The organism is Phycisphaeraceae bacterium (assembly GCA_019454185.1).
In the GTDB taxonomy this organism is placed as follows: domain Bacteria; phylum Planctomycetota; class Phycisphaerae; order Phycisphaerales; family UBA1924; genus JAHBWV01.
Genome location: CP075368.1, coordinates 2,111,186 through 2,124,960, shown reverse-complemented (window position 1 = coordinate 2,124,960; position 13,775 = coordinate 2,111,186). Strand labels below are relative to the sequence as shown.

The 13,775-nt window shown below is 64.2% G+C and carries 10 protein-coding genes; 4 read left to right on the top strand and 6 right to left on the bottom strand.

Features of this window, described 5'->3' with window-relative positions; genetic code table 11:
* Positions 1-11: 11 nt before the first annotated feature.
* From KF838_09055 to KF838_09045, 3 genes are all read left to right on the top strand, one after another.
* Positions 12-857 (top strand): class I SAM-dependent methyltransferase, encoded by an 846-nt coding sequence (locus tag KF838_09055; protein QYK46932.1) that lies wholly within the window; start codon positions 12-14, stop codon positions 855-857.
* 43 nt (positions 858-900) lie between these two features.
* On the top strand, positions 901-3,657 hold the full coding sequence (locus KF838_09050; GenBank protein QYK46931.1) for a phosphoenolpyruvate carboxylase: 2,757 nt from the start codon (positions 901-903) through the stop codon (positions 3,655-3,657).
* A gap of 65 nt (positions 3,658-3,722) precedes the next feature.
* The gene (locus KF838_09045; GenBank protein ID QYK46930.1) at positions 3,723-5,150 is read left to right on the top strand and encodes an alpha-L-fucosidase; all 1,428 of its coding nucleotides are present in this window, start codon (positions 3,723-3,725) and stop codon (positions 5,148-5,150) included.
* Positions 5,151-5,188: 38 nt separating this feature from the next.
* Here KF838_09045 and KF838_09040 read toward each other — a convergent pair whose 3' ends face one another.
* The 4 genes from KF838_09040 to KF838_09025 are packed head-to-tail and all read right to left on the bottom strand — an operon-like array spanning position 5,189 to position 9,532.
* Positions 5,189-6,127 carry a DUF2314 domain-containing protein gene (locus KF838_09040; protein QYK46929.1) on the bottom strand — a complete coding sequence of 313 codons (939 nt, stop codon included), beginning with the start codon at positions 6,125-6,127 and terminating at the stop codon, positions 5,189-5,191.
* A gap of 13 nt (positions 6,128-6,140) precedes the next feature.
* Positions 6,141-7,100: a hypothetical protein gene (locus KF838_09035; GenBank protein ID QYK46928.1), complete on the bottom strand. Its 960-nt coding sequence runs from the start codon at positions 7,098-7,100 to the stop codon at positions 6,141-6,143.
* Positions 7,101-7,127: 27 nt separating this feature from the next.
* A complete protein-coding gene (locus KF838_09030; protein ID QYK46927.1) occupies positions 7,128-8,249 on the bottom strand; it encodes an acetylxylan esterase in 1,122 nt (373 codons plus the stop codon).
* A 38-nt stretch (positions 8,250-8,287) separates the two neighbouring features.
* Positions 8,288-9,532 (bottom strand): PD40 domain-containing protein, encoded by a 1,245-nt coding sequence (locus tag KF838_09025; protein ID QYK46926.1) that lies wholly within the window; start codon positions 9,530-9,532, stop codon positions 8,288-8,290.
* A gap of 119 nt (positions 9,533-9,651) precedes the next feature.
* Between KF838_09025 and KF838_09020 the strand changes: the two genes are divergently transcribed.
* Complete coding sequence (locus KF838_09020) at positions 9,652-10,413, top strand: RluA family pseudouridine synthase (protein ID QYK46925.1); 762 nt, start codon at positions 9,652-9,654, stop codon at positions 10,411-10,413.
* Between the two features lie 630 nt (positions 10,414-11,043).
* Here the strand turns inward: KF838_09020 and KF838_09015 are convergent.
* Together KF838_09015 and KF838_09010 are read right to left on the bottom strand one after the other, a co-directional pair.
* Entirely contained in the window at positions 11,044-12,315 is a 1,272-nt protein-coding gene (locus tag KF838_09015; GenBank protein QYK46924.1) for an AAA family ATPase, read from the bottom strand.
* Positions 12,316-12,461: 146 nt separating this feature from the next.
* Positions 12,462-13,592 (bottom strand): citrate synthase, encoded by a 1,131-nt coding sequence (locus tag KF838_09010; GenBank protein ID QYK46923.1) that lies wholly within the window; start codon positions 13,590-13,592, stop codon positions 12,462-12,464.
* Positions 13,593-13,775 lie beyond the last annotated feature (183 nt).

Genomic DNA, 13,775 nt, shown 5'->3' with positions numbered 1-13,775 from the left:
AGGCCTAAAGCATGACCGGCCCACCCAACGCGCCCCGCCGCATCATCCCGTGCGGCGTGCTCGGACCGCCCGAATCCCCCGCGCCACCGCAGGGCCGATTCCGCACCCGCACCATCCCGCTCAGAGGACCGTTCGGGCACGACACACCGGGCTCAGACGGATACCCGATCCCCCCCGTCGAACTCTGGCGCGGCTACGGGCTGACTCCCGCCGAGTACCTCCGGCTCGCTCAGCGTCACGTCGATTCCATGCTCGGTACGATCGAGCCGCATGCTCAAGGGCTCGGCGCGACACCTCGCGTGCTCGACTTCGGCTGCGCCGCCGGCCCCATGCTCCGCACCCTCCGTGCCTCGCGCCCGGGGTGGGACCTCTGGGGGTGCGATATCGATCCGATCGCCGTGGACTGGTGCCGCCGCAACCTGTGCGACACACTCAAGGTCTTCACCAACACCACTTCGCCCCACCTCCCGCTCCCCGACGCGACGCTCGATCTGGTCTACGCAGGTTCCGTCTTCACGCACATCGAGCATCTCGCCGACGCATGGCTGCTCGAACTCGCCCGCGTGCTCCGCCCTGGCGCACTGCTCTACGTGACAATCCACGATCGCGCGTTCATCCGCAGCACGATCGCCCACGCGCCACACTGGCGGCTTACAACCAACATCATCGCCCACTTCTCCGAACAAGCCGCCGAAGGCGACTGGTCCTGCCGCACGCTCGGCACCGGCCCCAACGCCAACATCTTCTACGATCGTGATTTCTTCCTTCGCATGGCCTCGCCCGCATTCGATCTGATCGCTGCGATCGAACGCGCATACGGCGACCAGACCGCCCTCCTGCTGAGGCGACGTATCTGAACCACGGCGCTTCCCCCGGCCCGATACGGTGCGACAATCTGGCATGCAACAGAGTGCCGCAAAGCCAAGCGTCTACGCCCTCGTCACCGGCACGCTCGACGCCGTCGCCACCGGGCCGCACGCCGAAGCACGCGACCTCGCCCGTTCGCTCGCCTCGCTCTGCGAATCGCACGGCGCGCCCGGCACAAAGGGCGATCCGCTCGCCGAGGCGGGACGCCTCATCTCCGGCCACTCGACCGAAGAGATCCTCGCCGTCATCCGCTACCTCACCGTCCGCTTCCATCTCCTCAACAACGCCGAGAAAGCCACCATCGTTCGAGTCAATCGCCAGCGTGAGTGCGCAGAAACCTTCGAGCATCCCCGATCCGAGTCCATCGCAGAGGGCATCCACGCTGTCGCCCGCGCCGGGCTCTCCGCGAGCCAGACCGCCGACCTCCTCCGCCGCCTCGACATCCAGCCGACCCTCACCGCACACCCCACGGAATCGCGCCGCCGAAGTCTCCAGCTCATGCTCCGAGAGGTCTCGGAACTGATCGACCGACGCGACCGCAGCGACGCCACACCCTCGCGCATCCGCCGGGCCGACTCTCGCCTCCGCCAACTCTCCACCATGCTCCTCCTCACCGACGAGGTCCGGGCCAGACGCCTCAGCGTCCTCGACGAGGTCAGGAACGGTCTCCACTTTCTCACCGGAACCATCTGGGACTCTCTCCCCCGACTCGCACGCGACATCGCCGACGCGATCGAGGGCGTCCACGGCTCACACTCTCCCGTCTCCATCGCGGACATCCCCCCCGTGCTCCGATACCGCACATGGATCGGCGGCGACCGTGACGGCAACCCCCGAGTGACCAGCCAGACAACCCGAACCACCATCGCCATGCTCGGGCAGGCCGCTCGCGCCAAGGTCGCCGAGGCCCTCGAACGCCTCCGCCAGGAACTCAGCGTCTCCGATCGCCTCGCGCCCTGCCCTAGCGACCTTCTCGCCGCCATCGAGAGAGACCGCGCCTTCGACACCCAGGACCACGACGCGCTCGCCCACGCCCAGCACGAGCCCTTCCGCCTCCGCATCATGCAGCTCAGGGCCCGCCTCGCCCACGACCAGGGCTACACCTCGTCGCTCCTGCTCACCGATCTCGAAGAGATCGCCCGAGCCCTCCGCGCGGTCGGTCTCGGCGACTGCGCCGATGCCGGCCCGCTCGCCGACCTGATCTTCCGCGTCCGCACCTTCGGCCTTCACATGGCCACGCTCGACATCCGCCAGCACTCGCGTGTGCACGAGTCCGCTGTCGCCGAACTCCTCCGACTCAGCGCGGTCCACGCCGACTACGCCTCCCTCCCCGAGCCCGAGCGGATGAGCATCCTCCGCCGCGAACTCGCCAACCCTCGTCCGCTCCTCCCACCCGGCGCACCCCTCTCCCCCGAGACGCGCGAAACCATCGACGTCCTCCGCGTCGTCGCCGAGGCCCACGCCCACGAGCCGCAGAGCGTCCAGGCGTACATCGTCTCCATGACCCACGCCCCCAGCGATCTGCTCGCGGTCCTCCTGCTCATGAAAGAAGTCGGGCTGTACCGCGCCCAAGACGGGCGAGTGACAAGCTCGCTCGACGTCGTCCCCCTCCTCGAAACCATCGACGATCTCCGACACGGACCCGAACTCCTCGACACACTCTTCAACGAGCCCGCGTTCCTCGCCCACCTCCACGCCCGAGGCGCGACCGAATCCCACGACCAAGCCCCCTTCATCGAGGTCATGCTCGGCTACTCAGACTCCAACAAAGACGGCGGCTTCCTCATGGCCAACGTCGCCCTCAGAGAAGCACAAGAGCGAATCGGATCCCTCTGCGCCGCACGCGGCATCCAACTCCGGCTCTTCCACGGCCGGGGCGGCACCGTCGGCCGAGGCGGCGGCCGAGCCAATCGCGCCATCCTCTCCATGCCCCAGCCCGCCCACAACGGCCGCATCCGCTTCACCGAACAAGGCGAGGTCATCTCCTTCCGTTACGGCGTCCCCGCCATCGCACGCCGCCACCTCGAACAGATCATCAGCGCGATGATCGTCTCCGCGCACCAGGGAGGCGTGATCAACACCCCCGCCGCACGCGCAACGCCCCCCGACGCGTCGAGCATGCTCCAGCGCATGGCCGATCGCTCTATGCTCGCGTACCGCCGCCTGATCGAAGATCCTCGATTCTGGCCCTGGTTCACCGCCGTCAGCCCCGTCGGCCACATCGGCGGCCTCCCCATCGCGTCGCGCCCCGTCGCGCGAACCGGCGGCGATCTCACGTTCGACGCCCTCCGCGCCATCCCCTGGGTCTTCTCATGGATCCAGATGCGCTATCTCGCCCCCTCCTGGTACGGGCTCGGCGCGGCCCTCTCCGAACTCTCACCCCAGGAGCTCGACTGGTCCCGCAACGCCTACACCAACTGGACCTTCTTCCAGACCGTGATCGACAACGCCAAGCGCGAGATGGCCCGCGCCCGCCTCTGCACCGCCCGCTTCTACGCCGACGAACACGAGCACGGCCAGGCCATCCACGGGATGATCGAGCGCGACTTCAACGCCGCCCGGGACGCGATCCTCAGCATCACAGGCGACCCCGACCTGCTCCACAACGAGCCCGTCATCGCCCGCGCGATCGAAGCCCGAAACCCCTGGACCGACGTGCTCAATCTCGCGCAGGTCGAACTCCTCCGCCGCGCGCGCACCGAATCCGATCCCGATCGGCTCGAGCGACTCCGACAAGCGATCTACGCCAGCATCAACGCCATCGCCGCCGCCATGCAATCCACCGGCTGAGCCGCACAGGCACACCCCCCGCATGGCGCGACGCGCCCATCACCGGGCGCGGTACACTCCGCGCCATGCCCATCCAACTCATCCTCGCCGCTCTCGCGCTCACACCCCCGCCCGCTCCCGTCGGCGCCTTTCCGACCGAGGCGCAGATCCGCTGGCACGAGCGCGAGTTCTACGGGTTTATCCACTTCACCACCAACACCTTCACCGACAAAGAGTGGGGATACGGCGACGAATCCCCCGACATCTTCAATCCCTCCGCACTCGACACAAACCAGTGGGCACGCGTCGCACGTGACGCCGGTATGACCGGCCTCATCCTCACCGCCAAGCACCACGACGGCTTCTGCCTCTGGCCCACCGCTCACACCTCACACTCCGTCGAGTCCTCCGCCTGGCGAGGCGGCACAGGCGATGTCGTCGGCGATCTCGCAAAGTCCTGCCGCGCTCTCGGGCTCGGATTCGGCGTCTATCTCTCCCCCTGGGACCGCAACCACCCGACCTACGCCACGCCCGCATACGTCGATGTCTATCGCGCGCAACTCGCCGAACTCATCGAGACCTACGGACCCGTCTTCGAGGTCTGGCACGACGGCGCAAACGGCGGCGATGGCTACTACGGCGGCGCCCGCGAAACCCGCACCATCGACAAAGCAACCTACTACGACTGGCCCGACACATGGGCCATGATCCAGCGCCTCGCGCCCGGTGCCATCGTCTTCAGCGATGTCGGCCCCGGTTGCCGCTGGGTCGGCAACGAGCACGGTTTCAGCGCGGAGACCTCGTGGCAGACGATCTCCCCCGGCAACCTCATGCCCGGCATGGATATCAACGGCCTCGATACCGGCGACCCCGATGGAACCCACTGGATCGGCGTCGAGGCCGACGTCTCCATCCGCCCCGGCTGGTTCTATCACGCCTCAGAAGACGACAAGGTCAAGACCCCGGAGCAGCTCCTCGAGATCTGGTACGGCTCCATCGGGCGAGGCGCGAACCTCCTGCTCAACATCCCGCCCGATCGCCGAGGCCTCATCCACGAGAACGACATCGCCTCCCTCACCGAGTTCCGCCGCATCCTCGACGCGACCTTCGACGAGGATCTCCTCCGTGGCTCCTTCATCGGCTCCCAATCCGTCCGCTCTGCCGACGATGCACGCTTCGCGCCCGCCAACCTCCTCGACAACGACCCCGAGACCTACTGGGCAACACCCGACGGCATCACCGCCGCCGCCGTCGAAGTCACGCTCCCCGAACGCCGCACGATCGACGTCATCAAACTCCGCGAGCACATCCGTCTCGGCCAGCGCATCGAGTCCTTCGCCGTCGATTACTGGGCGGGCGGCCAGTGGATCGAGTTCGCGCAGGGCACAACCATCGGCCCGCGCCGCATCCTCCGCACCGAACGCATCACCACCGATCGACTCCGCATCCGCATCACGGGCTGCCGTGGCGATGCCATCGTCCTCGCAGACTTCAGCGCCTATCGCCGCCCCTGAAACACGCGAAGGCCGCCGCCGCGTTCACCAGCCCCCGCTCATCCCATCTTCCGGGCCAGCATCGCGCCCATACTGAATCCGCCCCGCATCTTTCCCGACGGCTCAACGATCAGCCAATCCTCAACGTCCGCAAACGCGATCGAGGCCGGGTCCCCCTCCTTGATGTTCTTCACCACCGACGGCACGTTCCCCACCGCGCCCCTCACTCCCTGCTCGTTCGCGTCCTCAACCGTCAACCACATGTGCTCGGTATTCCGCCCGTCATGAAAGGGGCCCTTCACGGAGAAGTGCTCGTCGGGCTCGCGATTGTGCCACGCGATCAGAAACTCCTGCCAGCGATCCTGCGCCTCCCGCTTGGCCGCCTCTATCGCCGCGTCATCCACGTCGATCGCAACCTCCGTGCCTTCCGCGCCGAAGACCATCATCGGTGCCGGACCGCGCAGCATGTCGCGCGTCATCTCATTGATCTTCGCAATCCGCTGATGCCTCACGTCATAAAGAAGCATCGCCTCTTCGTCGATCAGCTCCGCCGCCACCCGCCCGATGATCGCGTCGATCTCCGCAGCTTCCGCGCCGCCGCGCATGTGATCCACCGAGATCCACGCCTTATGCTCCGTCAACCCCCGCACCACGATCTCATCCTCCACCGAGGCACGAACCTCATCGTGCATCGATGGATCAACATACGGCCGTGGCACACAGATCACCCCGAACGCAAGATCCCCGCGCATGAACGCGAACAGACTCGCGACATCGTCCCGGGGCGGCACCGGCAGCATCACGATCTCCGGCACATCGCCGAGCGCACGCTCCACCAACGCCCTCAGACGCTCCTCCGTCAACACCGGAGCCGATCGCCGGAGAATCGCGATCGAACGGAACGCCTGCCCCCGCGCCCGTCGCCGCTTCCATGCAACGAACGCGAGCACCCCCAGACCGATCGCCGTTATCGCAGACATCATCAGCAGCGGATTCATCCGCGCAGCATACTCAGACAAGACCGCTCGCCGCAAGATCCGCGAACGGCTCGTCGAACGAGCACGATCCGTACGACAACGCGAACGTCTCCCGCACCTTCGCCAGCGACGCCGTGTCGATCGACAAGTCACGCCACGACGCCCGGTCCTCCGTGAACACGAACGCCCGCGCATCCTCCTCCGTCAGCACCCGCAGCAGCACGCCCCGATCCAGGCGATGCGCCCGCGCCAACGCCGCCCCGAGAAACACGTTCACGAATCCATGCATCACCGCACGCGGCGCCGACGCCTCATACGTCAGACTCTGAACCGCTCGCCACGGATGATGCAGGCCCGCCGTCGCCTTGAAGGGAACATCCGCCGCCACCAGAGCGCACAGCGCATCCCCCACATGCTCCGGCGCAGGAATCAACTCCGGCTTCACGCCCCCGCACCGCAACTTCGCCCCCGCACCCCCCGACTCCGCGTTCCCCGCAAGCGCCGCGACAAACCCGCGGCAATCCTGCGAAAGATCAAACTCAAAGAACGGGAACAGATCGTCGGGCAACTCATCCAGCGCCTCGTCGATCGCGCTCGGACGCGTCACCTTCAACTCGATCGTGTCGATCCGCGCCAACCCGTTCGCCTCCTCAGCATGGTGCGCGTTGAACGCATCGATCGCATCAAGCGATTGCTCGAACGCATCCGGCAGCGGCCAGTCAAGAATCGCCGAGACCGCCCACGCCCGCGTGCTCTCCGCGTACTCCCGGTACCCGCTGGTTGCGAAAGTCCCCGGCATCAGCACCGCCGCCGCGCGTGAGAACTCCTCCAGCCGCGACACCGGGCAGATGAACCGCCCGAGCGCAAACTCGTGCTCGCCACGCAGATGACGCGCAAACGCCTCCGCGGCAGGCCCCATCTCCAGCTTCGCCGGAGGAAAGAGCCCCGCATAGTCGATCAGCCCCGCGAGCAACGTCCGAAGCGATTGAATCATGTCAGAGAATAGCCGCCCGCGAAGCCCTCACGGAGCCCGCTCGCCCCGCCCCAGAATCGGCTCCCACCGCAGCATCGACTCCATCGGCTCCGCCGCCGGGTCCAGGAAGTCCGTCACACACCGGTCGAACAGCGCGTGGCGCCTCGCGTTGCGGATCCCACCGTCAAAGTGCCCGTAAGGCGTCACGAACCTCCACTTGCACCCCGGCGCGGAATACATCGCGTTGAAGACCGCCGCCGCCGCCGGCGCGGGCACAACCTCATCGCGGACCGCCAGCTTGCACAACACCGGGCACCTCACCCTCTGGGCGTGGATCGCCGTGTCGCACACGCGCAGCCGCTCGCTCAGATCCTCCGCCCGCGACGCCTCACGCGTCAGCAACTCAACGATCTCGCGCTGCGTCCCGCCCCCGCGCCTCGCCCGGTCGCTCGTCAGACGCCACCGCCAGTCACCCATCGTCGGCAGCCCGATCTGCAATCGATCAATCCCATACCCAAGCTCAGGATGCTGCGCCGCAAGCGCCGCCGCGATCACCGCGAACGCCGCCCCGAAAGACTCGCCCCGCACATACAACGGCACACCCGCCCCGAGCCACGCACGCATCACGCGGCACGCATTCACCGCGTCCGCAACCCCCTGCGCCATCGACCACGCCATCATGTCAGAGTGCGTCGTGTCCGTCCCATCCGGCCCCACGCCGCTCACCGGCACATCCAGCCCACGCGTGATCCACGAGTGCGAGGTCCAGTCCCCCGTGTCCACCATCGACCCAGGAAACCCGCGCACACGGATCGCCAGCGTCGCAACCCCGCGTGCCGCCAACTCAGCCCACTGCTCATCCTCCTGCGACAGCGGAATCGGAGCACCGTACCCATGGAAACTCACAAGCCCCGCGCGAACCACACCATCAACAGGCCGAACCAGGCGGCACCCGATCCGCACATGCCGGTAACTCGCAAACTCATGCGTCGCCGTTCCGTCCGCGGGGTCCGGCAACGGCCCCGTCACCGCTCGCAACACCGGCCGATCCGCCTCCACGGCACGCACCCAAGACTTCCAGAACGGCACATGGTGACGGCTCGGCGTCGGATCGGCCACGTGCGCGAGCGTCGCCGCGGCTGACATCCCAAAATCGTCCGGTTCGAACATGCGCCCCGCTCCGGCTGCCAACTCCGCAACTCGCCGACTCAGTTCGAGACCGGCGCACCATCATCCGGCATCATCAGCTTCTGTTCAAGCGGTGCCGCACGAAACCTCGCAACCCACAACTGCGTCGAACCCGCACCCGTCTCCCCCGGAAGCTGCCGCCGACTCGTCCACATCATCCACTCACCCGTCGCATCAAACGCCGGAAGCACATCCGCACCCGGCGTCCGCGTCACCGGAACCCTCACGCGGCTCTTGACCGACGCCTCAGGATCCGTGTCGATCGCAAAGATCTCGTAGTTGTCATGCCCCAGCTCGCTCGTCGCGTACAGCAGAAAACGCCCGCTCGGATGCCAGTAAGGACACCAGTTCACCGCTTCATTCGCCGTCAGCGCGATCTCCCTCTTGATCCCCGTGATCGCGCCCCCGCCGTCATACGCCAACTCCGCGATATAGATCTGCAGATGGTCGTCCCGCGCCCGGTCCGATCGATAGCAGATCCACCTCCCATCCGCCGAAAAAAACGGCCCCCCGTCATACCCCGGCTCCGCAACAAGAGCCACATGCTCCTGCGTCAGCGTGTCATAGATCCAGATATCCGCATCCGGCGGCGGCAACACCCCGTTCTCATCCGCCTCCGCCGGCTCCACTCGCGCGTACAGCACATGCCGCCCATCAGGCGACCACGTGCACTCCGCGTCATACCCCTCTCGCGTGAACAACGCCCGCGGCTCATTCCAATCCCCCGGCGCATCTTCGCCCGGCCACCCCCCGTGCGCCCGGATCCACAACTCCGGCACCGTCCACGTACACACCTCCATGTCGGACGGAAACGCCCACACATAGCGGCTCTGACCCACCTTGAACCCCGGCGCCTCATCAACCCTCGGAGGCCGAAGCGTCGAGCCGAACATCACCCGCGCGGGATCCGTCGGGTGGAACCACCCGCACGTGTTCGCCGAACCCGGAGGGCTGATCCGCACCGGCTCCGCCAGCCCCACAATCTCACCCGTCTCCCCACGAACCAGTTCCGCCAGATACATCGAGTAAGGAGCGTTCGACGGCTCGCCCACCTCGACCGCCTGAAAGATGATCCGCTTACCATCCGGGCTGAAATACGCCTCCCCCGCCTTCGAGAACCGCGCCGGATCCGTCAGCCGGACATGACCCGTCAGAATCGGACCCTCAAGCGCATCCCACGGCCCGCCAAGCCCCGAGGCAAACAGGCAGACGCCGCCCAGCGAGGCCGCCGCACACACACTCCGGATCACATCGAATCCACTCATGTCGCTTGCCCCTCAGAATGCCGGCAACTGGCGTCGAAGCCGGAGGATGCGTAGATTGAGCGCGTCAAAGTGAAGGTTAGCGCGACCCCGGCCCCGGGTCAGACCACGACACCCACCACATGGCCACCCAACCGCCAACTCCTCCACCGACGCAACCACCCACGCCTCCGGCCACACCCGCGCCCATCAGCGGCGAACTCAAACTCATCCTCATCTCAAAGCGATTCGTCGTCGTCGACAAGCCCGCAGGGCTGCTCTCCGTCCCCGGTAAGGGCGAGCACAATCAGGACTGCGTCGCACGCCGCGCAAAGGCCCTGGTCCCGCAGGCCAGCGGCCCATTCGTCGTCCATCGGCTCGACATGGAGACCAGCGGCCTCATGGTCCTCGCCCGCGACCCCGACGCCCACCGCCACCTCTCGCGCCAGTTCGAGGCCCGCGCCGTCACCAAGGCCTACGAAGCCGTCCTCATGGGCGAAGTGGTGGGGGACTCCGGCACCATCTCCCTCCCCATGCGCCCCGACATCGACCGCCGCCCCTGGCAGATGGTCGATTGGGAACACGGACGCGAGGCCGTCACGCGCTGGCGAGTCCTCAAACGCGAGCCCGCACACCCCGCCACAGACACCACACCCGCCATCGGACCGCGCACACGCGTCCACTTCGAGCCCATCACCGGACGCACCCACCAACTTCGCGTCCACGCCGCCTACGCCACCGCCCCCGGCGGCAAAGGCGGCCTCGGCTGCCCCATCGTCGGCGACACCCTCTACGGCGACGGCTTCGCCTCCTCCCCCCGCATGCTCCTCCACGCCAAAGTCCTCGCCTTCATCGATCCCGAGAATCGCCGCCCCGAACGCTGCGAGAGCAAGGTGCCGTTCTGAACAGCTTGGAACGCGTGCGATCTGACATGTGTAAAGAGCAGCGCGCACGAAACAGATCGGCCGGCAGGCTTGGTGATGCAGGTAATACGAGCGGGCGTCATCAATGGAAAAGAGACAGACCAAGAAGTCCAATCTGGCGTGACAGCCGTAGCCCTGTGTAACAAGTCGCTAATCGAACTTTGTCTTTGAGTCTAATCCAAAGAGGTTGCAATGTCGCTGGTCACGATAGACACGACCACGCGGCGATGGAACAATCGTGACATCCCTGAAATCATTTGTAAGAGCAACATCATTCGTAACGAGTACACGGGCTCCTGAGACACGGGCGAGAGCCAATATATGTGGATCGTCAGATTTGATAGGCAACTGCTCTACAACTACCTGCTCCTTATCCACTTTCTCTGCGGGCACACGTCTCACACGACCCGCGCGCTCAAGTTCAAGTAGACGTCCCCACGCGATAGATGTCTTTTCAAGCTCTTGAACAAGATAGCCACCAATGCAGATTTTTGCTCGGGCGGGTCGGCTAACAAGTGCAAATAGGACCGGCTTGTGCGATGCATGTGGTTCATCACCCAGTACAAGGGTAATGCTATTGGCGTCGATGATCGTTAACACCATCGTCGCACCTCAATAAAACAGACCAAACTGTTCATCGAGAAAAAACTCTCGATAATTGGGCGGTGCGTCGGTTATATTTCCATGCGAGTCTACTTCGATTGGATGTATTGTAGAAACGATCCCATTCATCTCGACGTAGCCAATCGAGACTTCAGACACCGGGATGTCACCGCGCTTAATGTGTTGTCGAACGCGATCAATCAAATAATCACTATGCGTTTCTATTACAAAGGATTTTTTCTCAGATTGCGAGAGTCGCACAAACAGAGATCCAAGCGCGGCCTGCGCGCGGGGGTGCAGATGCACTTCGGGCTGCTGCACGATAAGCATCTGCTTTGGGGGGGCTATCAAGCACTGCACGGCGATCGGAAGTGCTTGGCTCACACCGTATCCGACATCGGCGAGATTGGCAGGCCGTCCATTCGTGGTTACGAGTAACTGAAATGGATCATTGGCGCTGTCGCCCAATGCACGAGGTTTAAGGTCCTTAAATAATCCGGATTCTGATCCAAACGCGATGAGCTGCTCTCGGATGGTCGAAGCTTCATCAGAAAGTCTCTTCGGTCCAAGCAAGCGAGCCAAAATAATGGGGATATGGTCGCCCTCGGGTGTCGGAGCATCGCTGAGTCTATTGTAAGTCCTCTCTGGTTTAGTGCGAATGGGAGCTAAAGCGAGGACCGTTGGCACGTGTCGTAAAGGATTAACAAGTCTTTGTCCATCTGCCGTTGTCAGCAGCATTTCAGCGAGCTTGCCTGGGGCGCCCTTGTCATCCGTGAATAGCTTTCTGACGCACAGGTCGAGTATTGAAATAGATTCACGACTTGCCTGAGACGCATCAAATGACAGTGACTTACTAATGCCATTGAGCGAAATATCTGCCTTAAGAGACGAGCCACTATCAACTCTTACCGACAGGCTTCCGGTCGGCGATCTAATTGTAATGTGTGATGGATAAGGAATGCCGTCTACATCTCGGAACTCGCAAATCCACTGGTGCTCTTGTTTGTTCAATGCGAGATTGAACCCGATTGAGAATGAGGGAGACCTGCCAAACTTCCCTCCCTTATATGTCGCTATGGAAGAGTAGCCACCCATCTCAAAGGGAGGGTTATTGAACGTGAACTGGAATGGTATTGTGCGCTGACGTAAAGCCGCAAAGAGTGCTGCTAGAAGAGATGTTTTCCCAGAACTGTTCTCGCCAACAAGAATTGTTATCGGCCGTACGGCTAGGGATTGCCGTTGATCGAATCGTCTTAAATGCTCGACATGGAAAGTGAACAAGGGCCAGCCTCCGGGCGACGGTCCAGCAAGACGTCAGACCATTGTACAGTGCTTAATGCCGTTTGGAAACAGCAATAGCGCAGTCGTCACGTGTCCGTCAAGACTGTTCCCGTCAAGGCGTCTCCGAACTCAGGTCCAACGCCAGCTTACCTCTTCTCCATCGGCACATACGGCGCATCGTGCGGCCCGACATACTTCGCCGCTGGCCGGTACAGACGGTTGTCGCTCAACTGCTCGATGCAGTGCCCCGCCCACCCGCTCACGCGCGACATCGCGAACATCGGCGTGAACAGGTCCAGCTTCAGCCCGATCGAGTGGTACGTCGTCGCCGAGTAGAAATCGACGTTCGGGTAGATCCCCTTCGCACCGACCTCGCGGGCCATGATCTGCTCGATCTTTGTGGACATCTCGTAGAGCTTCTGATTGCCGGTGTCGCTGGCGATCTGCTTGGCGAAGGTCTTGAGGAACGTCGCCCGCGGGTCGATCGTCTTGTAGACGCGGTGCCCGAAGCCCATGATCCGTTCCTTCTTCGCGAGCTTGCCCATGATGTAGGGCTCAACCGCGTCGATCGACGGGATCTCGCCCAGCATCTCCATCACTTCCTCGTTCGCCCCGCCGTGCAGCGGGCCGCGCAAGGAACCGATCGCCGCCGTGATCGCCGAGTACATGTCGCTCAGCGTCGAGGTCACCACCCGCGCCGTGAACGTCGAGTTGTTCAGCCCGTGGTCCGCGTGCAGGATCATGCAGATGTCGAACCCCCGCGCCATCGCCTCCGTCGGCTCCTTCCCGTTCAGCATGTACAGGAAGTTCTGCGCGAACGTCAGGTCCGTCCGCGGCTCCACGATCTCCAGCCCGCGCCGAAACCGATCAAACGCCGCGATGATCGTCGGGATCTGCGCCAGGATGTTCAGCGCCTTCTCCTGCGCCGAAGGAATGTCCGTCGCGTTGGGGTTCGGATCAAACAGCGACAAGGCCGACACCGCCGTCCGCAGCACGTGCATCGGCTGAGCGTCCTTCGGCATCCCCTTGATGATGTCGATCAACTTCGGGGGAAGCTTCGTCCTGCTCCGGATCTGCTTGCTCAGCCCATCCAGTTCCGCCTTGTTCGGCAGACGCGTGTTCCACAGAAGGAACACCGTCTCCTCAAACGTCGAGTTCCGCGCGAGCGAATCGATCGGGATGCCCACGTACTCGAGGATGCCCTTCTCGCCGTCGATGAAAGACATCCGCGTTTCCGCGGCAACAACGCCCTCCAGGCCCTTCGCGAAGGTGCTCATGCTCGCCAGTCCTCGATCGTGATTCAATCCCGCCCCAGACCGGCCGCACATCGGACCGCCACACCTGGCGCAAGGAGCCGACTATAGGAAAGTGACCCGTCACGAGCCACCTTCCGCACGAATCGAAACCCGCACACATCCGGATTCGCACCCCTCCCCCTCAACCCACACCCACAACACCCC